The following is a 24216-nucleotide window of genomic DNA, read 5'->3' on the forward strand; positions in this document are numbered from 1 at the left end:
GAACAGAAGAAGAACAGATATCAGAGACACTCGATCTGAAAAGAAAGGGTGTCTCTTTTTCATGTATAAAATAAAAATGAAATAAAACCAACTTATATACGGCAAAAGGGCAGAAAGACTGAGCAAAAGGATATGAAATCGCTGCTGAAACAGTTGCAATTGTCGAAAAAATAGTGAAAAACGGAAAAGTGGAACATATGGAACAGGAAAAGCATGGAACAGCGGAACATGTGGAACAGGAGAATGGGAGAAGAAAGAAGATAAGTGTGAATTTTATGAAAAACAGGATGCATATTGCACAAAAACACAAAATAAAAATTGTGAAAATATTGAAAATGACGAAAAAATATTGATGATTTGTTGACATTGGGCGAACTGCGTACTATGATACAGGTATGGAACAGGTTCCACAAGGCAAAGTGCCAAAACGGAAACGATGCAAATGTGGAACGAAAAGCGGTTGGTAAAGCTTTTAGAGAAATAAGGAGGGAACTATGAAGAAAAAAACGTCATCGCCGAAAACGGCAGAAAGTGGAAAATTGAAAAAAGCGCTCTCGTGCTGGCAGCTGTACATCCTGCTGATTCCTGCACTGATCTGGCTGATCGTTTTTGCTTACTATCCAATGTACGGCCTGATCATCGCCTTTAAAGATTTTAAAGGCCGCATGGGAATCATGGGAAGTCCGTGGGCAGATCCGATCTTCAAGTATTTCAAGATGTTCTTCAGTACCAGTATTGCCATGACGGCAATCAAGAACACGATCGTCATCAGTCTGGAGAGCCTGATCATCGGATTCCCGATTCCGGTTATCTTCGCACTCTTACTGAACCAGGTACAGAGAAGCGGACCGAGACGAATCATCCAGACCATCTCCTACGCACCGTACTTTATGTCAAACGTAGTTGTAGTCAGCCTGATTTCCGTACTGTTTTCCGCAAACGGTCTTGTAAACCACGCAGTTATGGGAGCCGGCGGAAAAGCAATCATGTTCACCAGCCTTCCGGAGTACTTCCGCAAACTCTTCATCGGAAGTAACATCTGGCAGACGATGGGATTCAACGCCATCATCTTCATCGCAGCACTGACCGCAATCAGCCCGGAATATTACGAAGCAGCAACGATGGATGGTGCTTCCAGATTTCAGAAGATCCTTTACATTGATTTACCTCTGATTATGCCGACCATCATCCTGATGCTGATCCTTCAGGTAGGTAACATTATGAACGTGGGATATGAGAAAGCTTATCTGATGCAGAACGGTACCAACACAACCGTCAGTGAGATCATTTCGACATACGTATACAAAGTAGGTCTCCAGACCGCACAGTACAGTTTTGCGACAGCCGTTGGCTTATTTAACTCCGTTGTAAACTTCATTATTCTGGTTATCACAAACGCAGTTGCAAAGAAGACCAGCGATATCAGTATTTTCTAAGAGTCAGGGGGCTTGAAAAATGGCAAATAATAACACTGTGAAAAAGAAAAAAGTAAAAATGAGTACGGGAGACAAGGTCTTTACCGTGATCAATACCGTCATCATGATCCTTGTCTGTATTGCAATTGTATATCCTCTGTATTACGTGCTTCTGGCATCTGTTACAGACCCGGTTGTTGTAAGCTCCGGTAAAATTCTTCTCTATCCGGAAGCGTGGTACACCAACGGATATGAAACCACACTGAAATACCAGCCGCTCTGGACCGGCTATGCAAACACCATCAAATATACCGTATTAGGAACGCTGATTTCCCTGGTCTGCACCATTCCGGCCGGCTATGCACTTTCCAGATACGATATGGTAGGAAGAAAACCGATTATGTTCCTGTTCACCTTCACGATGTTCTTCAGCGGCGGTATGATTCCGATGTACTTAACCGTACAGCAGCTGCACATCTACAACACAACATGGGCTATGGTCCTTCCGGTAGCAGTGTCCGCTTACAACCTGATCGTATGCCGCTCCTTCTTTGAAAGTGGTATTCCGGTCGAGCTTCTCGAAGCAGCAAAAATCGACGGCTGCAGCGATTTTGGATTCTTCTTCAAAATTGCAATTCCGCTGTCGAAAACGATCATCGCAGTTATGTGTCTGTTCTATGCAACCGCAATGTGGAACCAGTTCTTCAACGCACTGATGTTCCTGCAGGATGACAGCAAAATGCCTCTTCAGGTCGTTCTTCGAAACTTGGTACTGATGAACCAGTCCAACCAGATGGGAAGTAGTGCTTCTGAGATGGTAACAAAACAGAAACTGGCTGAGCAGTTAAAATACTGTGTCGTAGTTGTTTCCGCATTCCCGCTTCTGTGCGTATATCCTTTCCTGCAGAAATACTTCGCAAAAGGTGTTACGATCGGTGCAGTCAAGGGCTGATGCAGAACAGAAAATTTATTGTTGCAGAATTCATGGATATAGCAGACATGGTTTATGTGTAGGAATACAAAAATACTAACGTATTTCACTGCCGGAAAAGGCAGCAAAATAAAGGAGGAACAATATGAAGAAAAAAATCGTATCCGTATTACTGGCAAGCCTTATGGTAACCAGCATGCTCGCAGGCTGTGGAAACAGCTCCGGCAGCTCAAGCAGCTCCGGTGCAGGAAGCACAGGAGGAGACACCACCTCTGCATCCGGTACAGAAGCAGGTGACACAGGTCTCACAGCAGAAGAGCAGGAAGCAGTAGATGAGGGAATCATCCAGCTCGACGGTACCCTTCCGATCATCAAAGATCCGGCAAAATTCGAAGAGAAATACGGAAAAATTTCCGCTCTGATCGTAAACTCTGCAGACAGAACTGTAGAAGTAGGCGACCTGGCTATGTGCCAGAAATGGTTCGAGGACACAGGAGTAGAGTTTGACTGGCAGCCGATCCCGCAGGAGAGCGCAACAGAGAAAATCAATCTGATGCTTTCTTCCGGACAGGATCTTCCGGATGTATTCTGGAACTTCGGCGATGGTAAATCCGGAAACACCGTAGTTCAGTACGCAGACCAGGATGTATTCCTTCCGACCGAAGGCCTGATCGAAGAGTATATGCCGAACCTGAAAGCATTCCTCGATGACAATGAGCAGTATCAGCTTGAGATCACCGCTCCGAACGGCCATAAATATGGATTCCCGTACGTAGAGGAAATGAAAGGTCTTGTATTAACACCTGGACCATTCGTGATCAACAAAACATGGCTGGATAAAGTAGGCAAAGAAGTGCCGACAACCGTAGACGAGTGGGTAGACTGCCTGAAAGCAATCCGCGACGGCGGCGATCTGAACGGAAACGGCGAAGACGATGAAATCCCGATGGCAACCTGGTTCGGCGCAACCGATACCTTTGGTTCCTACAACCTGTTCTATCGTTTCACAGGTGCATTCGGATGCGCTGACTCCTACTGCGGAGGAAACTCCTATGCGGATCACTTAAGAATGGTTGACGGAAAAGTTACGTTCACTGCAACAGACGAAGCATTCAAGAAAACAGCAGAATTTTTCAACATGCTGTATGAAGAAGGACTGATCTGGAACGGTTCCTTCGAGGCAGATGAAAGTATGTCATTCAAATCTTCTCTGATCAAAGAGAATGTTGCAAAGATCGGTTCCTTCGGTGTTTGGGGCGATCAGGAAATTACAAACCAGGAAGTACATGATCAGTACGTAGCAGTTCCGAGACTGCAGGGCGAAGACGGTATGACCGGTTTCGAGTGCAACTACTCTGAGCTGCAGGATTCTTCCGATACAGCAATCACAACGACCTGCAAATTCCCGCACGTTGTTGCAAGATTTGTAGATTACATGGTAGGCGATCCGGAAATCTCTGTTACATCTAACTGGGGCGCAATCGGATACAACTATGAGAAAGACGAAGACGGCGTTCTTCGTACACCGCTCGATGAAAACGGAAACTACAAACCTCTGAATCCGGAATATAAGAACTTTGGTGAGGCTCGTGTAAACTCCACAACCTGCCGTGGTTCTATGATCGTTCAGAACGAGTACTATGACACCGTTTGCGGCTACACCTTCGATGCTGTAAAACTTCTCGAGATGCAGAAAGAAAACGGTAAAGATGACATCATGGAAGAGTATGACACCATTCCGCGTGTTCTGATGACCCAGGAAGAGATTCAGCGTCTGGCACAGATTCAGCCGACCGTCTCCGATATCGTTGACCGTTACATCACTACATGGGTAACCGGCGGCGTTGATGATGCAAGCTGGGAGTCCTATAAGACAGAGCTTGAGGGCGCTGGTTTGAGCGAACTGGTTGAGATTTACCAGGGCGCAGTAGATCGAGCAGCTTCTGCAGCAAACTAAAAATCGGGCGAAAAGCGATTACGAAAAAACAGTAACGTAAACGATTTGCAATTAATGTTCTATAACTAAAGAAATTCCAAATGTGGCCATGTTGTATCCCATATAACATGGCCATATTTAAAAAGAAGATTATTTCGTTCTTATTTCTTTTTTGTTGAAGTTCCAAATGGAAAAAGATAAAATAGGAAAAGAGAGAACAGGAAAAGAGGGATCCTATGAGTAAACAGGGAAAAAGAGATTTTAGACCGAACATTCATTTTACACCGGAGAAAAACTGGAACAACGATCCGAACGGACTGATTTATATCGATGGTATCTGGCATCTGTATTATCAGCATAACCCAAATGACGTTGTATGGGGACCGATGCACTGGGGTCATGCAGTATCGAAAGACCTGATTCACTGGGAGCATCTGCCGGTCGCCCTGTACCCGGATGAGATCGGAACGATGTACTCCGGAAGTATGGCATACGATGAAAATAACACCAGCGGATTTGCGAAATACGGTGAGAAACCGATGGTGGCTGTCTACACGGCGCACAATATGGAAACGGGCCTGGAGCAGCAGTGTATTGCATACAGCCTGGATCAGGGAAAGCATTTTGAAAAATATTATGGCAACCCGGTGATCGAAAACCCGGGCACACCGGATTTCCGTGATCCACGCGTCTTCTGGAATGACAAAAAGGACTGCTGGAGCCTTGTTCTGGCATCCGGCGACCACGCAGAGTTTTACGCATCCCAGGATTTGAAAAACTGGAAGAAAACAGGCGAGTTCGGTGTCGGTGTCAATAAAGTGCCGACTGTATGGGAATGCACCGATCTGATCCGTGCTAAAACAGGAAATGAATTTGACGGATTCAAATGGATTCTGATAGTCAGCATGATACATCCGGGAACCGAAGGCCGTGCCAATATACAGTATTTCGTCGGTGATTTTGACGGAGATACCTTCCAGTGCACCGAGATCACAGACGAGCCGCTGTGGATTGATTTCGGATTCGACAATTATGCCGGTGTAACGTATGGAAACTACGACCGTCCGGTTTACCTTGGATGGGGCGTTAATCCGCTCTACGCGAACTTTGTTCCGACCGGTGAGTATTCCGGTCTGATGACACTGCCAAGAGAACTTTCACTTTGTGAGACCGAGGAGGCTACCGCCTGAAAACAAAACCGTTCGGGATCGATGAGTACCGTGCGGGTGCCTTCCCGATCGGAAATCAGAAGCCGCTGCTGACCGAGAGCTTTGGACTTCTCGTGCAGGGCAATTTCGGAAGAATTGCGCTGAAAAACAGCAGAGGTGAGGAAGTAGTCATCGAGGTAACGGTGGACAGCATCACGGTGGACCGCTCTAAGAGCGGCGACCTTAGTTACTTTGATGATGTAGATCCGAAGCTCTTCAAAAAAGAGGATCTGCTGGTATCTACAACAAAACGTTACATGCGCGGAAATGTCAACATGGAGATTATTTTTGACGTTTCCTATCTGGAGATTTATGCAGATGGTGGTCTGGAGACCGCTTCCGTATGCGTTTACCCGGATGCTCCGTATCAGGTGGTTTCCACAGACGGAGATCTGGAAGTGAAAATGTACACTATTAAAAAATAGGGGATGGAACATTTATAAACGGTAACGATGCAGCATGGCAGAATCGAGATGGGACTCTGAAGCGTTACTATAAATAAAAACGACGGATGTCTGCAAAGCCGATGGAAGTGGTTTTGCAGACCGTTGTTTATCTTGGGAGGTTTTACAAAAATGATGAAAAAAAGAGATTACAGACCGAAAATTCACTTTTCACCGGAAGAAGGCTGGATGAACGACCCGAATGGCATGGTTTATGTAGATGGCGTGTACCACTTCTTTTATCAGAAGTACCCGTATGATACCAGCTGGGGACCGATGCACTGGGGGCATGCAACATCCCGCGACCTGATTCACTGGGAGCATCAGCCAATCGCACTTTATCCGGATGAACTTGGATTTATCTTTTCGGGAAGTGCTGTGTATGATACGCAGAATTCTTCTGAGTATGGTACCAATGAAAATCCGCCAATCATTGCTATTTATACCAGCCATCACAAGGACGGTTTGGAACAGCAGAGTATTGCATACAGCAATGATAAGGGCCGGCATTTTGAAAAGTCATATCTGAATCCGGTCATCAAAAACCCGGGAATTTCCGATTTCCGTGACCCGAAAGCGTTCTGGAATCCGGTCAGAAGATGCTGGAGTCTTGTTCTTGCAGCGCAGGACCGTGTCTTCTTCTACGCATCCCAGGATATGAAAAACTGGGAGAAAACTGGAGAATTCGGACCGGAAGGAAACCATGTGAAGGGTGTATGGGAATGCCCGGATCTGTTCCCGATTGAGTATAAAGGAAAAAATGTATGGGTTCTCGTTGTCAGCATGACGAAAGCTTCCGAAGATGACCACTGCAAAATGCAGTATTTCCTGGGTGATTTCGATGGAGAAAAATTCCTCTGCACCTATCCATCCGATGAGCCAAGATGGCTGGATGAAGGCTTCGACAACTATGCAGCCGTTACATTCCAGAATGCGAAAGATGTTCTGCTGATGGGATGGGGTATGAACTGGCAGTATGCAGCGCAGACTCCGACAGAAGGGTACTGTGGACAGGCAACTCTGGCAAGAAAACTGTCCCTGACAGAAGTAGATGGTGCTCTGACCCTTGCGGCTGCTCCGGCCGGACTGGAAAAATTCCGCCACAGCAGCTATCCGATCGAGAATCACACAACGATCCGCACAGAGACCTTTGGACTGAAGGTTTCCGGAAAAGGAGATGCGAAAATCTGTCTGAAAAACTCAGTGGGACAGAAATTGAAGATTTATGTAACTGACACCAAAATCACGGTTGACCGTACCATGGCGGGCTACAAAGAATTCAGTGAGCACTTCATGACGGAAAAATATTCCATCAGCACCGCAGCGAGAAAGAAAGACGGAGCATGGAATCTGGAGCTTGTTTTTGATGTTTCCATTCTGGAACTGTTTGCTGAGGACGGCGTAGATGCTATTTCTACAGTGGTTTATCCGGAGACACCGTACGACCGTATAAGCTGGAAGGGTGATCTTTCTGTTGAACTTTACGAAATTGATGCATAAGGGCTGCGAGAAAGGGGAAAAGCAAAATGGGATACTTTAAAGATGTGACACCGGAATCAGCTGGAATCAGCTCCAAAGGAATTTTGAATTTTCTCGACCGAATCGAAGAGAACCAGATTGAGCTGCACAGCTTTATGGTGATCCGCCATGGACAGTGTGCAGCGAAGGGCTGGTGGAAGCCGTATGATGAAAAATTTCGTCATCCACTGTATTCGTTCAGCAAATCGTTGACAGCAACGGCGATTGGTTTTGCAGAGCAGGAGGGAATCTTATCGCTGGATGAGAAAATTGTCGATATCTTTCCGGACCTGCTGCCGGAAAATCCATCCGAAAATCTCAAAAAAATCACGCTGCATCACCTGTTGATTATGGGTTGTGGTCACGAGACGGAGATTATGGACAATTCCGAAAACTGGATTTCTACCTTTCTTCATCATCCAGTGCTCCATGAGCCGGGAACGTTTTATAAATACAATACAGCCGGAACTAACATGCTGGCTGCCGTTCTGAGGAAAAAAACGGGACAGAACGTCACAGAGTTTCTGAAATCCCGTCTGCTGGAGCCGCTTGGCATCACATCCCTTACCTGTGCGCTGCTCGGAGACGGAACGGAGCTCGGTGGAGGCGGTATGAAGATGGTGACGGAGGATATGGCAAAATTCACGTATTTTCTGTCCAGACAGGGCGAGTGGGAAGGAAAACAGCTGCTTCGAAAAGAATGGTTTGAACGCGCCTGCCGCAAACAGATTGAGACGGAGGGCGATTCGGAAGGCCACGTAAAAGACTGGGCGCAGGGCTACGGCTATCAGTGCTGGATGTGCCGTTATCCGGGCTCCTTCCGCGCAGATGGTGCGTACGGTCAGTTCGGCGTTGTGTTCCCGGATCTCGATCTGATTGTGATTCTGACAACAGCAACTGAGCAGACACAGGAGGAACTGAGCGCACTGCAGGAGGAACTGATCCCGTATGTGAAGAAAGAGGCAGGAGAGCTGCCACCGTCCCCACTTGCCGGTGCAGTAAAAGAGCGTACCGCAGATCTGGCTCTGCCGCCGCGCAGAGGAACGAGAAATCCGTTTATGGAAGAGAAGGTAAGCAAGCATGTTTATGTATCTGCCCCGCTGATGGGGAACCAGCAGCTGCCGGATTCCGCAGAAATTCTGATCGGCGGAAGCGGTCTGTTTTCGCTGGAGACAAGTCCGATTCAGGAGATGCGATTCTCCTTTGGCAGCGATAAGATGTACTGGAAAGTACAAGAAGGCGGGAAAGAAAAGGAATTTGTCCTCTCCATGCGCCGGGATTTTGCCTATAGTGAAGCGGATGGCCATATTTATGCTGGTTCTGCTGCATGGCGTACGCTAAATACGCTCGAGATGGAGATTCGGCGGATGGACGGTTTGAGTGGTGGCCGCATGATCGTCAGATTCCAGAAGGAAAATCTTCTGCTGGAGGCAGAGGATACGCTGATTAGTGTCGGTGGACTCGGTATTTCACCACGTCAGGCACTGACTGTATTTGGAATAAAAAAAGATTAAACAGGTCGAAAGAGAGAAAAACAGGCGGAATTTTCCGTCGGTTTTTCCATAACAGTGTGAAAATCCTGTAAAAAAAAGAAAAACGATATGCAAAGCCGAACGGAAGAATTGCCAAGTCTCTCTGAACATGGTAAACTTTTACCTATATTGGAAAAGAATCGACACAAAATATTGAGATACAGGAGGCTCTATGTCAGTTTTTTCAGATTTATTATCCGAATATATCACCATGAAGGATGTCGGGGTTTACCCGCTTTCACAGTTCTGCGGACTCGATCGTTCTTTCATGTATAAGATCATCAATGGAAAACGAAATCCGTCCGGGGAGGATGTTGTGCGGAAGATGGCACAGTTCATGCAGCTGACGCCACGGGAAAAAACAGATTTCATGGATGCATTTTACATTACCCAGATGGGTGAAGAGGTTTATTACCGGCGCAAATCGGTCGGAGAACTGATTGAAACGTTCAGCCACCGCGAGGGGAAAAAGGAATATATCTTCCATGAGGCGGAGATTGCAAAACTGGAATTGAACGGGGGGGGGGTAGCGGAGAGATTCCCTTTCGGGGCACAGTGCATGTGCGGCATGCAATTTTGCAGCTGTTTTTCGGTGAAGCTGTAAAAGAAGACGGAAAAATTTCCGTTCTGGTCCAGCCGGACTTCGATTTTGCCATGGAACTTCTGCAGGTATTCGGGGAACAGAACCCGAATTTGACGATTCAACATCTGTTCTGCATGAACAACAACGAGAAGATGGTTTCGATGCGGAAAAATTACAACCTGAGTTGTCTGCAGAAAATTCTCCCGATCTGTGCCTGCGGCTGCGATTACCGTGCGCGGTACTACTACGACAATGTGACGGCACGGCTGAATGAGTTCCGCCTTTTCCCGTACCTCATCCTGACGGAGCACTGTGCGCTTGCTTTCAGCGCCGATTACCAGAATGCACTTTTGTTCCGGGAGGAGACGACGCTGCGGATGATGCGCGAGATGTTTGAAGGCTATTTCAAACAGTCGGAGCCGTTGTTTGAACGTCTTGACACGGTACAGTCCCAGCTTGGCTATACGGAAACACTGATTCGTCACTTTATCGCATCAGATTCCCCGCGGTATTTCTTCCAGAGAATGCCGTGTCTTTCCGGCCTTCTGACAGCAGAAATGCTGGAGCGCCATCTCGTAAAAGAAATGCCGGGGCGTGAGCAGATGATACGGGCGGTTGCACAGTACGCAAAGGTGATGCAGACACAGGTACTGGATAAAAAAACGACGATGTTTTTTTCAGAGGATGGCATCAAAAGTTTCCTGGACACGGGCCGCGTGGATGAGTATCCAAAAGAGTGCTATTCTCCGCTGGACTTTGACGAGCGTATTGCCCTGATCCGCCGCTTTCTGGCGCTGCGGGATCGCGCGAATCTTCGTATGATCCGGGAAACGAAAGAGAGAGCAGAGCATGCGCTGAATATTTCGGTCAATGCAAACGAGGGCTATCTTCTGTTCCAGACGCGGACAGAGCGGCTGATTTACCTCAGCATCCGGGAACCGAGCATTCTTATGGCATTCTACGATTACCTGGAATCCATGAAACCGGAAGAACTCTGCACGGAAGAGGAGATGCTGGGACGTGTCGAAGCCATTCTGCATGAATTTGTGGCTTGTCATTCCAGAGAAGGTTCGATATAATAGAAAAAAGGATATTTCCAAACCGGTCATCTCGGGTGAGTTCCGGTGTGTGTCTGCTGAAAAGAAGGCTGGACACACACCGGGCGGAAACCTGTGGATGACCGGTTTTGACTGTACGAAAAAGAAATGGGGGTTTTTACGAATGAGTGCAGAAAGTAAGACAAGAATGACGGAGGGCAGCATTTCGAAAAAGATGATTCTGTTTGCGATTCCGCTGTTTCTTGGCAATCTGTTCCAGCAGTTGTACAACACGGCTGACTCACTGATTGTAGGAAATTTTCTGGGAAGCAATGCGCTGGCAGCGGTCAGCTCTTCGGGCAATCTGATCTTTCTGATGGTTGGTTTTATTAACGGTATCGCAATGGGCGCCGGTGTCGTGATTGCAAGGTATTACGGAGCGAAAAACCGGGAAGATCTGCAGAAAGCGATCCATACGACCGTGGCGTTCGGCCTGGCGGCCGGTGTAGCGCTGACTGTGCTTGGCATGTATCTGGCGCCGAAAATCCTTGTGCTGATGGGAACACCGTCCGATGTCCTGCCGCAGTCCGTCGAATATTTCCGTACCTATTTTGCAGGATCTCTTGGTTTTATCATGTATAACATTTTCGTCGGCATCCTGCAGTCCGTTGGCGACAGCCGTCACCCGCTGATCTATCTGATCGTATCGTCGTGCATCAATGTTGTGCTCGACCTGCTTTTTATCGGAGGGCTTGGCATGGGGGTCGGTGCGGCGGCGCTTGCAACGGTCATTTCCCAGTTCACAAGCGCGATTCTCTGCATGATCCATCTGCTGCGGACGAAGGAAGAGTATCGTCTTCATATCCGCAAAATCCGCTTCGATGGCAGAGCGCTCGGTGAAATCATCCGCAACGGTGTGCCGTCCGGTTTCCAGAACTCGGTTATTTCGATCGCAAACGTTTTCGTGCAGACGAACATCAATGCATTCGGGAAAATGGCGATGGCAGGCTGCGGTTCATATGCAAAAATCGAGGGTTTTGCATTCCTTCCGGTTACATGCTTTACGATGGCATTGACGACGTTTGTCAGCCAGAATCTTGGTGCAAAACAGTATGACCGGGCGAAAAAAGGAGCGCGGTTTGGCATTCTCTGTTCCATTACCATCGCCGAGCTGATCGGGTTTGTGATCTATGCAGCCGCACCGACTTTGATTGCGGCGTTTAACAGCGATCCGGCCGTTGTCCATTGCGGCGTGATGCAGGCGAGAACGATTGCACTGTTTTATTTTCTGCTGGCGTTTTCTCATTGCATCGCGGCTGTGCTCCGCGGTTCCGGGCACGCCGCGGTTCCCATGGTTGTCATGCTCTGCGTCTGGTGCCTGTTCCGCGTCAGCTACATTACCGTGACGGTCCGGCTGATCCCGGATATCCGCGTGATTTTCTGGGCTTACCCGCTGACCTGGAGTATCAGTTCTGTCATTTTCCTGTATCTGTTTTTGAAAGGAAAATGGGTATACGGTTTTGAAAAAGGAGGAAAACAAAGATGAACGCAGAATCGACGAGAGAAGCGCTTGATGTGGCATCGCTGGCGGGAGACATCCTGCTGGCGAGCGGCGCGGAAATCTTCCGTGTGGAGGAGACGATCGACCGCATTGCGCGGGCGTATGGCGTTGACTCCAGCGATGCGTTTGTGTTGAGCAGTGGTATTTTCCTGACAGCTGAGAGCGGAAAAAAGCAGGAATTTGCCCGCGTGCGTCACATTCCGCTGTCGGCGGCGCGGCTCGACAAGGTAACGGCAGTCAACCAGCTCTCCCGTGAAATCGAGGAGGGTCTGCACATGCCGAAGGAGGCGAAGGCCTGGCTGCTCGATATTCAGCGGATGCCGGACAAACCAAGATGGCACCAGGTGCTTGCATCCGGTGTCGGAAGCGCCTGCTTCTGTTTTCTGTTCGGCGGCGATGTGGTGGACAGCATGGTAGCGTTTCTGTCGGGCTTTGTTCTGTATTTCTATCTGCTGTACCTGCTGCGTGGCAGAATGTCAAAGATTGCGACGAATATTTCCGGCGGCGCGCTTGTCACGCTGATTGCCGTTTTTCTGTATCAGGCGGGGATCGGCCATCATCTGGACAAGGTTATCATCGGTTCGATTATTCCGCTGGTGCCCGGTGTCAATTTCACGAACGCCATCCGTGATATTGCGGATCAGGACTACATCGCTGGTTCCGTGCGGATGCTCGATGCGCTGCTTGTGACATTCTGTATTGCGCTTGGCGTCGGACTGATTATCACAGGATATCATCAACTGGCGGGAGGGCTGCAGCTATGAGTGATACCATTCGTTTAATTGCGGAATTTTTTGCAGCCTGCGTCGGAACGATTGCGTTTGCGCTGCTGTTCCAGGTGCCGCGGAAATACTACCTGTACTGCGGACTGGCAGGTGCCTGCGGCTGGATCTGCTATAAACTGATCCTCCCGCATACGACAGAGCCGGTGTCCATCTTTTTTGCAACGGTGCTCGTCATCCTTCTGTCGCGCAGCTTTGCGGTGTACAAGCGCTGCCCGGTAACGGTATTTCTGATTGCGGGTATTTTCCCGCTGGTGCCGGGAAGCGGCATCTACTGGACTGCTTTTTACGTGGTAACCAATGATCTGGAGCGCGCCGGTGCAAGAGGATTTCTGACACTGAAGGATGCAGTTGCGATTGTGCTTGGCATTCTCTTTGTTTTTGAGTTTCCGCAGAGCTGGTTCCGTAAGGTGTTGACAGACAAAAACAAATAACCTATTATTGTAGTAGAGATTATAAACAAGGAGGAAGGAAAACAAATGGCATTAAATCAGTTTTCCAGAACACAGCTTCTGCTCGGACAGGAGAGCATGGATCTTCTGGCGAATGCAACCGTTGCCGTTTTCGGTATCGGCGGCGTGGGCGGCTATACCGTGGAGGCACTGGCAAGAAGCGGTGTCGGCCATTTTGTGCTGGTAGACGATGATAAGGTCTGCCTCACCAACATCAACCGTCAGATTATTGCGACGAGAAGCAGTGTCGGAAAATATAAAGTAGACGTAATGAAAGAACGCATTCTGGATATCAATCCGAAAGCGGAGGTAGAGGTATACAAATGCTTTTATCTGCCGGAAAATGCGGACGATTTTGATTTTTCGAAGTATTCATACGTGGTGGATGCTGTTGATACCGTGACAGCGAAGATTGAGATTATCATGCGCGCCAAAGCGTGCAATGTGCCGGTCATCAGCTGCATGGGAGCTGGAAACAAGCTGGACCCGACGAAGTTCCGCGTGGCGGATATCTATAAAACGAACATGTGTCCGCTGGCAAAGGTCATGCGGCGTGAGATGAAAAAACGCGGCGTGAAGAAACTGAAAGTGGTCTATTCAGAGGAAAAATCCCTCCGTCCGCTTGAGGATATGAGCATCAGCTGCCGGACAAATTGTATTTGTCCTCCGGGAGCTGCAAGAAAATGCACGGAGCGGCGTGATATTCCGGGCAGCGTAGCGTTTGTGCCGTCCGTAGCAGGACTGATTCTGGCGGGAGAGGTCATCAAAGATCTTTCCGGTGTCAGAGAGAGACGGCAGCTGCAGTAAAAAATAAGAATAAAAGGGACGAGCCCCGGAAAAGCAGTTGTGCTTTCCGGGGCTCGCCTTGTGTTTATGGAGATTTGAAATTTGAAAAATTACATTACGGCAACAACATCATATTCGGTGCAGCCTTCGGTGAGCGGAATCAGATTTCCTTCTACTGCGGTTCCGTTTACCGTGAGGGAAGAAATACCTTTCTCCCTGTGCTCCGGATTCTGGAAGGTGATGTTATACCATGCACCGCGGAAGTATCTGCGGATCTTGAACTCTTCCATATCGGACGGAATACACGGATTTAAGGAAAGTCCGTCGTAATCCGGCTGAATGCCGAGTATGTATTGGGAAACATTGACAAAAGTCCATGCGGCAGTACCGGTCAGCCAGGAGTTCTTTGCCTCACCGAAGTGAGCAGCGTCTTTTCCGGCGATCATCTGGGAGTATACGTACGGCTCAGTACGATGGATTTCACTGATGTCCTCGATATAAGCCGGGCAGATCTTACGGTACAGGTCAAAGGCGCGGTTGCCGTGACCTACCACCGTTTCGGCGATGGAAATCCATGGGTTGTTGTGACAGAAGATACCGGCATTTTCTTTGTATCCCGGCGGATAGGAGGAAACTTCACCAAGATTCAGGTAATATTTGGTGTAAGCCGGCTGCAGAAGAACGACACCGTACTTGGTTTCCAGAATATTTTTTACGGAAGTCAGAGCCTTTTCGGCCAGACCCTCTTTTACGCCGATTTCGGCAAGAACGCAGAAGCCCTGTGGCTCGATGAAAATCTTGCCTTCCTCACACTCTTTTGATCCGACTTTTTCGCCGGCAGCGTCATACGCACGCAGGAACCATTCGCCGTCCCAGCCTGCATCAAGGACTGCCTGGTAAACTTTTTCGACTTCTTTTTCTGCGTAAACAGCTTCTTCCTCATTGCCTCTGCGGCGGCAGATGGCTGCGTACTCTTTGCCGTATTTTACGAACATAGCGGCGATGAAAATGGACTCAGCAACCGGTCCCTCGGAAGGTCCTGTCGTCTGGAACGGTTCGCCCGGCTCTGCAGAGAAGCAGTTCAGGTTCAGACAGTCATTCCAGTCAGCACGGCCGATGAGCGGCAGTTTGTGCGGTCCGAGATGGGTTACGGTAAAGTCGAAGGAACGTTTCAGGTGCTCCATCAGAGGCTGAGCCTTGGTGGAATCGTTGTCGAAATCAACCTGCTCATCGAGAATGGAGAAATCTCCGGTCTCTTTGAGGTAGGCGGCGCATCCGGCGATCAGCCAGAGCGGGTCATCGTTGAAGCCGCTTCCGATATCCATGTTTCCTTTCTTCGTCAGTGGCTGGTACTGATGGTATGCGCTTCCGTCTTCAAACTGGGTAGCGGCGATATCGAGCAGACGCTCTCTTGCGCGATCCGGGATCAGATGAACGAAGCCGAGCAGATCCTGGCAGGAGTCACGGAAGCCCATGCCGCGGCCGGTGCCGGACTCAAAGTAGGATGCGGAACGGGACATGTTGAAGGTAACCATACACTGATACTGGTTCCAGATGTTGACCATGCGTCCCAGTTTTTCATCTGCACAGGAGAGCGCATATTTTGCCAGCAGGCCTTCCCAGTAGGAAGCAAGCTCTGCAAGTGCTGCGTCAACCTGCTCGTCGGTCTGATAGTGGGAGAGCATCTCTTTTGCCGGCTTTTTGTTGATCACGCCAGGAGCTTCCCATTTGTCATCCGCTGCATTCTCACAGTAGCCGAGAACGAAGATAAAGGAGCGGGACTCGCCTGGTTTTAAGGTAACGTCGATGTGGTGGGAACCGATCACACCCCATCCGCTGGCAACGGTGTTGCCTGCAGTGCCGCGCAGAACGGTCTCCGGGCGGTCATTTCCGCGGTAAGCGCCAAGGAAAGCGTCGCGGTCGGTATCGTATCCGTCGATCGGGCAGTTGACTGCATAAACAGTGTAATGTCTGCGGCGCTCGCGGTACTCAGTTTTGTGGTAAATCTCAGAACCCTGGATCTCAACTTCGCCGATGCTGAAGTTTCTCTGGAAGTTGGTCATATCGTCCACGGCGTTCCAGAAGCAGAACTCTACAAAAGAAGTCAGAGTCAGTGTTTTTTCTTCGGTGCCGTTGTTGGTCAGCATGAGACGGTTTACTTCGCAGGAATCTGCCAGCGGAACAAAAGCGGTCAGTTCAGCGGCAACTAAGTTTTTGGAAGAAACAAAGCGGCTGTAGCCAAGGCCATGATGGCACTCGTAGGAATCGAGCGGCGTCTGGGTCGGCTGCCAGCCCGGGTTCCAGACGGTATCGCCGTCCTTGATGTAGTAGTAGCGTCCGTTCTGATCGAGCGGCGTATCGTTATAACGGTAACGGGTCAGACGCAGAAGTTTTGCGTCCTTGTAGAAGCTGTATCCGCCGCAGGTATTGGAAATCAGAGAAAAGAAGTTCTCAGATCCCAGATAGTTGATCCACGGAAGCGGAGTCTTCGGGCTTGTGATGACATACTCTTTTTTCACATCATCAAAATGTCCAAATTGCATGTGTGATACCTCCTTCGTCGTACAATGTAATTTCATTATACAGCCGAAAAAAGAAAAAACTAGCAAGAATTTGCTAAAAATATAAAAAAACGCCGAAACCGTTTTCGTGACAGTTTCGGCGTTTGTGGATATTCACGAATTGTTCCGCGATTCTGCAAATATTCGGAATCCGCTGGCGCTACTTCCTCATGTTTGGCGGGTTCCAAATTCGAACCCTGGAATATCAGATCTTCTCGTGATTCTTAAATTTCTTAATAACTTTCTGAATACGATCCGCCGGATCCAGCAGTCCGCTGATGGAGGCGTCGTGATTCAGCTTGTCGATGATGAGAGCGATATATTTGCTCAGGTCGCAGCTGATGTAGTACTCGCGGGAGAGAAGCTCCGGTGTCTGGTATACGACGTTGGTGGTCAGAACTTTTGTGAAGAGTCCTTCCTCATAAGCCTTGTCGAATTTCTCCAGTCCACTGGTGAACAGTCCGAAGGTCGAGCACATGTAGATGTTGCGTGCCTCACGATCCTTTAAGAGTTTGGCAACTTCCAGCATACTCTCGCCGGAGGAGATCATATCGTCGATGATGATCATATCCTTACCTTTGACATCAGCACCGAGAAACTCATGGGCAACGATCGGGTTGCGTCCGTCAATGATGGTAGAGTAGTCGCGGCGTTTGTAGAACATACCCATGTCAACACCGAGGTTGTTTGCCATGTAGATAGCACGGCCCATACCGCCCTCATCCGGGCTGATGACCATCAGATGATCCTTGTCGAGCTTCATATCCGGTGCATTGCGCAGGATGTTTTTGATGAACTGGTAAGCCGGCTGGATGGTTTCAAATCCATGCAGCGGAATCGCGTTCTGGACACGCGGGTCGTGAGCGTCGAAGGTGATGATGTTTTCTACGCCCATAGCAGTCAGCTCCTGCAGACCAAGTGCGCAGTCGAGAGACTCTCTTCCAGATCTCTTGTGCTGGCGGCTCTCATACAGGAATGGCATAATGACATTGATTCTGCGGGCTTTTCCACCGATGGCTGCGATGACACGCTTCAGATCCTGGAAGTGGTCGTCCGGAGACATGTGGTTGGTGTAGCCGCACAGAGAATAGGTCAGGCTGTAGTTGCAGACATCGAGCAGAATGTAGATATCGTCACCGCGGACAGATTCGTTGATGATACCCTTTGCCTCGCCTGAACCGAAACGCGGAACCTGAGACTGGATAATGTAGCTGTCACGCTCATATCCTTCATAGGCAGCGACATATTTTTCCGCAAATTCATTGCCGCGTCCCTTTCTCCAGCTGACCAGATAATCGTCGACCTTTTTTCCAAGTGCGGCGCTGCTGTTCAGCGGGATCAGTCCCAGTCTTCCGATTGGCAGTGTGTCAAAATGTCCTTCAGTTCCCTTACTCATGCTTTGGTTCCTCCCAAAAGTTTTTTCTGGATCCGAATATCGTTTCCAAAAAGTTTAATGATGGTGTAGTTACTTGAAATTCGTGAAAAGGTACGTTCCGAGTACGTCTCCATGAAGCGGTCAAGGGGCAGGTTCGTGGAGATGATCGTCGATTTCTTCCGCAGGATGCGTTCGTTGATGCAGAGAAAGAGCTGGGAAGAGACGAAGCTGTTGGTCAGTTCCGTACCTAAATCATCGATGATCAGAAGATCGCAGTCAAAGATATTGGCGTGAGCGTCTTTTGCTTCTTCTGAACTGGAAAAGGTGTAGCGTGCAAACAGGTCAAACAGATCAAATGCAGTAAAATAAATCACACAGAACGACTGCTCGATCAGCTCGCGGGCAATACAGTGCGAAAGAAACGTTTTTCCGACACCGGTGTCGCCGTAAAAGAAGAGATTTTCAAACGACGAGCCGAAATTGCGGACGAACGCCTGGCTTTTTTCGAGCGCGGCAGCAGCGGCCTCGCGGGAAGTGAGCGGTGTTCCGGTACTGGTCAGGCTGTCCGAGTAGTAATCCAGGGAGAACTGGCTGAAATTTTCGGTTTTCAGAAGCTCCTCCACGTTGGACTGCCGGTACAGAAGATCGACGGCAGCTTTTTTGAAGCAGGCGCATTTCTGCGTGCCGTCGATGTAGCCGGTGTCGCGGCAGAGCGGGCAGTCATACGTCAGCTCGAGATAGTCTGCCGGGTAGCCGTGCATGGAAAGAAGCGCCGCGCGTTCCTGGGAACGGTCACGGATGGCAGCATTCAGGTCGAGATCCATGGAAGCGTCTCCGTTCAGCATCGCTTTTGCTTTCCGAACCGAGAGGGATGCAATCTCGGCGTCGATTTCCGCAAGGCGCGGAATCTTTTCATAAGCAATGCGGATGTGCTCCTGCTGTTCTCTCTGGTGGCGGAGCTGCCGTTCGTTGTACATGCGCATAATCGCATCGTATTGCGGGTTTGTCAGTGCCATAGTTGTTTCGTCCTCCGGGCGTTATTTCAGAAGCTGTTCTTCTAACTTCTGGTAGTCGTATTCTCTCTGATGGAAATTGTTGAAGCGGTTACTTGAAGCAGCAGGAGCGGTTTTTCGTGCCGCATTCTGATCAGAAGCGGTTTTCTTCCTTTTCTGGTGCTCCGCATCGCGCTGTTCGACGTCTGCCATGGAGCGGACGCCCTGTTCCTTCCATTTGGAGAGAATGCCTTCCGCGTACTGGAAGCTCGGCTGGCCGATCTTGGAAACGGTGCGCTGACAGGCTTCGGTGATAAGATCAATCGTAAAACCGTAGGTATTCAGCCAGCGGTCCATCATCTCGGCTTCTTTTTCCACCGGTGCGCGGTTGCGGATGCCGAATGCTTTCAAAATTGTGTAGTAATGTTTGTTGAATGTCGTGGTCTCCTGTTTGGCAGAGGCAACATCGCGGATTCCGCTTTCCTGCCAGGCGAGTCCTACCTTTTTCAGGTAGTGGATGCTGGTGCTTCCCTTCGAAACACAGTATTCCACCAGGTATTCCAGAAGATCCGCGGAAAAGTGGAGATCATCATAGAAAAACATGATGCATTCGATTTCCGTTGGCGACAGAAGATGACCGAAATACGTCTGCGCAACGTAAAGAACGTGCTGCAGTTCTTCGCGGCTGCCGGGAGCGTGTTTTTTTTCTACTGACTGTCCGGAAATACCGGAACTGGAAAGATCATCTGCCGGAGAAGAGGCAGATGGGGCAGAAACGGCCGGCTGTGGTGATGGAGCCGGGGTCTGTTCCGTCTGCGGGATTTCAACGGATACAGCAGAAACAGCCGGTGCAGCCGCAATCGGGCCGGAAATCGAGGATTCCGGTGTTGGAAGGATTCCGCTTTCTTCCTTCCGGACAAGCGGCAGAAAGGCGATTCCGGTCGGAACGCTTTCCCCAGCGGTGTAGGAGAGCGAGAGGAGTCCCTGCTTCTCCCAGTATTTCAGCGCCCGGACGATATCGTTTTCCGTGCAGGAAAAAAAATCTGCCATCGATGACAGAGTGGAATCCTGCTGATGGTCTTTGACCAGCTTCAGCAGATAAAGGTACACTTTTACAAATTCTCCGTTGGCTGCGGGCATATATTGTTCCAGAAAAAGATCCGGCACAGCAGTCACACTGGCCAGGCAGTCATTGTTTAATGTCAGCATACTCAAAATTACACCATCCTGTTCTTATCGTGCGGCAGATTTTTACTTTTAGCGATCTGTTTTTTATTATACGTCTTGCCTTCTCATACACAACCAAGTATAACACAGTATTTTCGACAAGTGAATAGGTGTTTTGCGGAAAAAACATTCCGGGAAAAAGGCACGGTGGATGAAAAAGGACTGTGGACAATGTGGATAATGTGGAGAAATCCGTTTTGTGAAATATTATCATCTACCAAAAATGTTGAAAAATGGAGGAAAACAGGGAAGTATAGGGCTTTCTGGTGATATCGTTATGTAAACAAAGTTATACACAGGGAATCCACATTGTGTGGATCGTAAAAATGTGTATAAAATTGTGGACAATGTGGATAACTCTGAAAACAGGCGAAAATACAGGAAAATAGCTGTGAATAAAAATGTGCGTAACTATTTGGCGAAAAGACAGATTGTGTGGATTCGGAGCAAAAAAAGACCCTGTGGAAAAAAGGAAAACTCCATTTCCACAGGGAGCAGGTAAAGCGAAAGAATGATTTTATTTTTCGGAAGCAAGAAGTTCCTCACCGATTTTTACAACGTCTCCGGCACCCATGGTGATCAGCATGTCGCCCTCGGCAAGATTTTCGTTCAGATAGTTTTCGATTTCCGCAAAGGATGGGAAATATTCGCAGGCAGTGCCGAGTTTTACAATGCGCTCCTGGATATCTTTGGAGGAGATGCCGAGCGTATCGGTTTCTCTGGCTGCGTAAATATCGGCGAGAACCACATGGTCTGCCAGGGAAAGAGCGGCGGCGAAATCATCGAGCAGCGCTTTCGTTCTGGTGTAGGTATGCGGCTGGAAGACGCACCACAGTGTTCTGTGCGCACAGTTTTCAGCGGCTTCCATCGTTGCACGGATTTCGGTTGGATGATGCGCATAATCGTCGATCACCTTTGCTCCGTGGTATGTACCTTTATACTGGAAACGGCGGTCGGTTCCGCGGAAGGTGGCAAAGCCTTCGTGGATGGCGTTTTCCGGCAGCTGCAGTTCATCGGCCAGTGCAATGGCAGCCAGGGCGTTGGAAACGTTGTGAAGTCCCGGAACCATCAGCGTGTAGCGACCGCGCAGCTCGCCACGGCAGATGCAGTCGAAGGACGGGTGATCGAACTCATCGTAGGTGATGTTGGCAGCGGTATAATCAGCGACAGACTGATTCTCCAGCGCGTAGGTGACAATTTTGCAGCCAAGGCCTTCGGTTACGTAATCGTATTTCGGCGTATCGGCGTTGATAATCAGCATGCCGTCGGTTGGGAGCAGACGGGCAAACGCACGGAAGGAGTGGCGGATGTCATCGATATCCTTGAAGAAATCGAGATGGTCTGCATCCATGTTGAGGATAATGCCGATTTTCGGGAAGAAGCTTAAGAAACTGTTGGTATACTCGCATGCCTCGGTCAGGAAGGTTTCGGAATGGCCGACACGGATATTTCCGCCGATGGACGGAAGAATACCGCCGACAGAAATAGTCGGATCGCAGTCAGCGGCCATCAGAATGTGGGAGAGCATAGAAGTTGTTGTCGTCTTTCCGTGTGTACCGGAAACGGCGATCGGTGTATCGTAGTTGCGCATGATCTGTCCGAGCAGCTCGGCACGGGTCAGCATCGGAACACCGGCAGCTTTTGCAGCGGCAAATTCCGGATTGTCCGGATGGATGGCTGCGGTATAAACAACAAGGTCGGTTCCCGGAAGAATGTTTTCTGCCTTCTGACCGTAGAAAACCTGTGCGCCAAGAGAAGTCAGGTGGCGGGTCAGGTCACTTTCTTTTGCATCGGAACCGGAAATTGTAAAGCTTTCTTTTAAAAGAATCTCGCAAGGCCGCTCATGCTGATGCCGCCGATGCCAATAAAATGTATATGGATTGGTTTACTGAAATCTACTTCGTACATGGTATCTCCTTCAATGTGTCTTTTCACTGAAAATGGGGAAATTTTCTCAATACATATTTTTCGATTAATATAGGAAAGAACAGAACGAAATGCAGCGCCGGTTCCCCGGAATCCGGCTGGAACTGTTCTGGCTAATAGTATACACGTATTTGCCGGAAAAGTAAAAGAAAAAAAGCGGATGAATTCGAAAATGAAATAAAAAACAATGGATAAGTATTATAAACCAGATCATATGCAAAAAGAAATATTGCAAACTAAAATGAACGAAATGTAACAAAAACTGGTAAAAATAAATGAATACGCTGTCGAAAATTGTAGAAAATCATGATACGATTTTTGACACAAATAAAATGCATAGTCAAAATCAATAAAATATAAGATAAAATAAAAGAAAAATTATAAAAAATGTTCACAATGAGACGGAAGTGTGATATAATTTTAATTGTAGTTATCAAAGAAGTGCGTGGATATGAAAAACCAGAACCGACAGCATGGTGGCTGTTTCATACACAGGGAGGCAGGTGCTGTTTCGCTGCGTGCGAAAGTGATTCAGGTGTAAGCAGCCCCTTCTTGCAAGGCAAAGCCTGAAATGGGGGCAGTGAAGGTTACCGCTCGCGGAAAACCGGTGAACGGTAAGCGTAGAACCGTACATTCTTACAGTTACTGCAAATCTTTAGATACGACAAGAGGTGATTGCATGATTAAGAAAGAGATGATAGCAATGCTGCTGGCAGGCGGTCAGGGAAGCCGTCTCGGTGTGCTCACGGAGAAAGTGGCAAAACCGGCAGTAGCATTTGGCGGAAAGTATCGAATCATCGACTTCCCGCTCAGTAATTGTATCAATTCAGGAATTGATACGGTAGGCGTACTGACCCAGTATCAGCCGCTGCGGCTGAATACCCATATCGGAATCGGTATTCCGTGGGATCTCGATAAAAACGAAGGCGGCGTAACCGTTCTGCCGCCATATGAAAAAAGTACAAACAGCGAATGGTATACAGGAACTGCAAATGCAATTTACCAGAACATGGCTTATATGGAAACATACAATCCAGAATATGTTCTGATTCTTTCCGGCGACCACATTTACAAAATGGATTACGAGGTGATGCTTGACTATCACAAAGCAAACCACGCAGATGTGACCATCGCATGTATGCCGGTACCGATCGAAGAAGCAAGCCGTTTCGGTGTCATGATCACAGACGGAAACGGAAGAATTACCGAATTTGAAGAAAAACCGGAGCACCCGAGAAGCAACCTCGCTTCTATGGGCATCTATATTTTCAGCTGGAAAGCATTAAAGGAATCTCTGACAGCCCTGAAGGATCAGCCGAGCTGTGACTTCGGAAAACACATTCTGCCGTACTGCCGCGACAACGGAAAACGTCTGTTTGCGTATGAGTTCAACGGCTACTGGAAAGATGTCGGAACGCTTGGCTCATACTGGGAAGCAAATATGGAGCTGATCGATATTATTCCGGAATTCAATTTATATGAGGAGTTCTGGAAGATCTATACCAAAGGTGATATCATCCGTCCGCAGTATGTTTCAGGGGACGCTGTCGTCGACCGCTGTATTATCGGCGAGGGCGCTGAAATCTACGGAGAGGTACATAATTCCGTCATCGGTGCGGATGTGCGCATTGAAAAGGGTGTTGTTGTAAGAGATTCTATTATTATGCGCCACAGCACAATCGGCGAGGGAACCCAGGTCAATAAGGCCATTATTGCAGAAAACGTACATGTCGGCAGGCATGTTGTGATGGGCGTTGGCGAGGAAGCGCCGAACGTCTTAAAACCGAATATTTACGGATTCGGACTTGTGACCGTTGGAGAAAAGGCAGTCATTCCGGATGGCGTAACCATTGGAAAGAATGTCTGCATTTCCGGCGAAACTTCCCTTGAGGATTACCCGGATGGCACACTTCCGTCCGGCGGAGCAATTGTAGAAAAGGACGGTGAGTAA

Annotated in this window: 19 protein-coding genes and 1 pseudogene; 15 read left to right on the forward strand and 5 right to left on the reverse strand. The window is 48.7% G+C overall.

The annotated features are described in order from the left end of the window. Positions 1 to 197 precede the first annotated feature (197 nt). From DXA55_RS17060 to DXA55_RS07215, 14 genes are all read left to right on the forward strand, one after another. Complete coding sequence (locus DXA55_RS17060) at positions 198 to 353, forward strand: hypothetical protein (RefSeq protein WP_158565053.1); 156 nt, start codon at positions 198 to 200, stop codon at positions 351 to 353. A gap of 141 nt (positions 354 to 494) precedes the next feature. Next, the gene (locus DXA55_RS07155) at positions 495 to 1436 is read left to right on the forward strand and encodes an ABC transporter permease (RefSeq protein WP_022461554.1); all 942 of its coding nucleotides are present in this window, start codon (positions 495 to 497) and stop codon (positions 1434 to 1436) included. A 19-nt stretch (positions 1437 to 1455) separates the two neighbouring features. Continuing rightward, a complete protein-coding gene (locus DXA55_RS07160) occupies positions 1456 to 2367 on the forward strand; it encodes a carbohydrate ABC transporter permease (protein WP_082426161.1) in 912 nt (303 codons plus the stop codon). A gap of 124 nt (positions 2368 to 2491) precedes the next feature. After that, entirely contained in the window at positions 2492 to 4303 is a 1812-nt protein-coding gene (locus DXA55_RS07165; RefSeq protein ID WP_022461556.1) for an extracellular solute-binding protein, read from the forward strand. Between the two features lie 215 nt (positions 4304 to 4518). After that, positions 4519 to 5472, forward strand: a complete 954-nt coding sequence (locus DXA55_RS07170) for a glycoside hydrolase family 32 protein (protein ID WP_117813522.1) — start codon at positions 4519 to 4521, stop codon at positions 5470 to 5472. A gap of 92 nt (positions 5473 to 5564) precedes the next feature. Then, complete coding sequence (locus DXA55_RS07175) at positions 5565 to 5915, forward strand: GH32 C-terminal domain-containing protein (protein WP_158565054.1); 351 nt, start codon at positions 5565 to 5567, stop codon at positions 5913 to 5915. A 150-nt stretch (positions 5916 to 6065) separates the two neighbouring features. Then, positions 6066 to 7433, forward strand: a complete 1368-nt coding sequence (locus DXA55_RS07180) for a glycoside hydrolase family 32 protein (protein WP_117802615.1) — start codon at positions 6066 to 6068, stop codon at positions 7431 to 7433. A 26-nt stretch (positions 7434 to 7459) separates the two neighbouring features. Continuing rightward, positions 7460 to 8965, forward strand: coding sequence for a serine hydrolase domain-containing protein (locus tag DXA55_RS07185; protein ID WP_022461559.1), 1506 nt, complete (start codon positions 7460 to 7462; stop codon positions 8963 to 8965). 190 nt (positions 8966 to 9155) lie between these two features. Next, on the forward strand, positions 9156 to 9587 hold the full coding sequence (locus DXA55_RS07190) for a helix-turn-helix domain-containing protein (protein ID WP_117509927.1): 432 nt from the start codon (positions 9156 to 9158) through the stop codon (positions 9585 to 9587). Further along, positions 9545 to 10645: a hypothetical protein gene (locus DXA55_RS07195; protein ID WP_055226707.1), complete on the forward strand. Its 1101-nt coding sequence runs from the start codon at positions 9545 to 9547 to the stop codon at positions 10643 to 10645. Before DXA55_RS07190 ends, DXA55_RS07195 begins: the two co-directional genes overlap by 43 nt. 142 nt (positions 10646 to 10787) lie before the next feature. After that, positions 10788 to 12149, forward strand: coding sequence for an MATE family efflux transporter (locus DXA55_RS07200; RefSeq protein ID WP_117813571.1), 1362 nt, complete (start codon positions 10788 to 10790; stop codon positions 12147 to 12149). Beyond that, positions 12146 to 12928, forward strand: coding sequence for a threonine/serine exporter family protein (locus DXA55_RS07205; protein WP_055226708.1), 783 nt, complete (start codon positions 12146 to 12148; stop codon positions 12926 to 12928). Before DXA55_RS07200 ends, DXA55_RS07205 begins: the two co-directional genes overlap by 4 nt. Beyond that, the gene (locus DXA55_RS07210; RefSeq protein ID WP_022461450.1) at positions 12925 to 13380 is read left to right on the forward strand and encodes a threonine/serine exporter family protein; all 456 of its coding nucleotides are present in this window, start codon (positions 12925 to 12927) and stop codon (positions 13378 to 13380) included. Before DXA55_RS07205 ends, DXA55_RS07210 begins: the two co-directional genes overlap by 4 nt. Positions 13381 to 13425: 45 nt before the next feature. Further along, a complete protein-coding gene (locus DXA55_RS07215; RefSeq protein ID WP_055226710.1) occupies positions 13426 to 14205 on the forward strand; it encodes a tRNA threonylcarbamoyladenosine dehydratase in 780 nt (259 codons plus the stop codon). Between the two features lie 89 nt (positions 14206 to 14294). On the opposite strand, the gene DXA55_RS07220 is transcribed toward DXA55_RS07215, so the two are convergent. From DXA55_RS07220 to murC, 5 genes and pseudogenes are all read right to left on the reverse strand, one after another. After that, positions 14295 to 16727: a GH36-type glycosyl hydrolase domain-containing protein gene (locus DXA55_RS07220; protein WP_117813526.1), complete on the reverse strand. Its 2433-nt coding sequence runs from the start codon at positions 16725 to 16727 to the stop codon at positions 14295 to 14297. 223 nt (positions 16728 to 16950) lie between these two features. Beyond that, the gene (locus tag DXA55_RS07225; protein ID WP_022463223.1) at positions 16951 to 18141 is read right to left on the reverse strand and encodes a ribose-phosphate pyrophosphokinase; all 1191 of its coding nucleotides are present in this window, start codon (positions 18139 to 18141) and stop codon (positions 16951 to 16953) included. Continuing rightward, complete coding sequence (locus DXA55_RS07230; RefSeq protein ID WP_117813528.1) at positions 18138 to 19136, reverse strand: ATP-binding protein; 999 nt, start codon at positions 19134 to 19136, stop codon at positions 18138 to 18140. The genes DXA55_RS07225 and DXA55_RS07230 overlap by 4 nt, the downstream gene beginning before the upstream one ends. Positions 19137 to 19157: 21 nt before the next feature. Further along, on the reverse strand, positions 19158 to 20321 hold the full coding sequence (locus DXA55_RS07235) for a DnaD domain protein (protein ID WP_117813530.1): 1164 nt from the start codon (positions 20319 to 20321) through the stop codon (positions 19158 to 19160). Between the two features lie 535 nt (positions 20322 to 20856). Continuing rightward, positions 20857 to 22247: pseudogene (murC, locus tag DXA55_RS07240) on the reverse strand (UDP-N-acetylmuramate--L-alanine ligase). Between the two features lie 697 nt (positions 22248 to 22944). Between murC and DXA55_RS07245 the strand changes: the two are divergent. Continuing rightward, positions 22945 to 24216 carry a glucose-1-phosphate adenylyltransferase gene (locus tag DXA55_RS07245; RefSeq protein WP_117802608.1) on the forward strand — a complete coding sequence of 424 codons (1272 nt, stop codon included), beginning with the start codon at positions 22945 to 22947 and terminating at the stop codon, positions 24214 to 24216.

The organism is Blautia sp. OF03-13 (genome assembly GCF_003460685.1).
GTDB classification, from domain to species: Bacteria; Bacillota; Clostridia; order Lachnospirales; family Lachnospiraceae; genus Fusicatenibacter; species Fusicatenibacter saccharivorans.

What these genes read in the sequence shown, in the direction of transcription:
- DXA55_RS07160 (WP_082426161.1), top strand. Translation starts at nt 1,456, where the DNA reads ATGGCAAATAATAACACTGTGAAAAAGAAAAAAGTAAAAATGAGTACG.
- DXA55_RS17060 (WP_158565053.1), top strand. Translation starts at nt 198, where the DNA reads ATGGAACAGGAAAAGCATGGAACAGCGGAACATGTGGAACAGGAGAAT.
- DXA55_RS07200 (WP_117813571.1), top strand. Translation starts at nt 10,788, where the DNA reads ATGAGTGCAGAAAGTAAGACAAGAATGACGGAGGGCAGCATTTCGAAA.
- DXA55_RS07245 (WP_117802608.1), top strand. Translation starts at nt 22,945, where the DNA reads ATGATTAAGAAAGAGATGATAGCAATGCTGCTGGCAGGCGGTCAGGGA.
- DXA55_RS07235 (WP_117813530.1), bottom strand. Translation starts at nt 20,321, where the DNA reads ATGCTGACATTAAACAATGACTGCCTGGCCAGTGTGACTGCTGTGCCG.
- DXA55_RS07230 (WP_117813528.1), bottom strand. Translation starts at nt 19,136, where the DNA reads ATGGCACTGACAAACCCGCAATACGATGCGATTATGCGCATGTACAAC.
- DXA55_RS07180 (WP_117802615.1), top strand. Translation starts at nt 6,066, where the DNA reads ATGATGAAAAAAAGAGATTACAGACCGAAAATTCACTTTTCACCGGAA.
- DXA55_RS07155 (WP_022461554.1), top strand. Translation starts at nt 495, where the DNA reads ATGAAGAAAAAAACGTCATCGCCGAAAACGGCAGAAAGTGGAAAATTG.
- DXA55_RS07220 (WP_117813526.1), bottom strand. Translation starts at nt 16,727, where the DNA reads ATGCAATTTGGACATTTTGATGATGTGAAAAAAGAGTATGTCATCACA.
- DXA55_RS07190 (WP_117509927.1), top strand. Translation starts at nt 9,156, where the DNA reads ATGTCAGTTTTTTCAGATTTATTATCCGAATATATCACCATGAAGGAT.
- DXA55_RS07185 (WP_022461559.1), top strand. Translation starts at nt 7,460, where the DNA reads ATGGGATACTTTAAAGATGTGACACCGGAATCAGCTGGAATCAGCTCC.
- DXA55_RS07210 (WP_022461450.1), top strand. Translation starts at nt 12,925, where the DNA reads ATGAGTGATACCATTCGTTTAATTGCGGAATTTTTTGCAGCCTGCGTC.
- DXA55_RS07165 (WP_022461556.1), top strand. Translation starts at nt 2,492, where the DNA reads ATGAAGAAAAAAATCGTATCCGTATTACTGGCAAGCCTTATGGTAACC.
- DXA55_RS07170 (WP_117813522.1), top strand. Translation starts at nt 4,519, where the DNA reads ATGAGTAAACAGGGAAAAAGAGATTTTAGACCGAACATTCATTTTACA.
- DXA55_RS07205 (WP_055226708.1), top strand. Translation starts at nt 12,146, where the DNA reads ATGAACGCAGAATCGACGAGAGAAGCGCTTGATGTGGCATCGCTGGCG.
- DXA55_RS07215 (WP_055226710.1), top strand. Translation starts at nt 13,426, where the DNA reads ATGGCATTAAATCAGTTTTCCAGAACACAGCTTCTGCTCGGACAGGAG.
- DXA55_RS07225 (WP_022463223.1), bottom strand. Translation starts at nt 18,141, where the DNA reads ATGAGTAAGGGAACTGAAGGACATTTTGACACACTGCCAATCGGAAGA.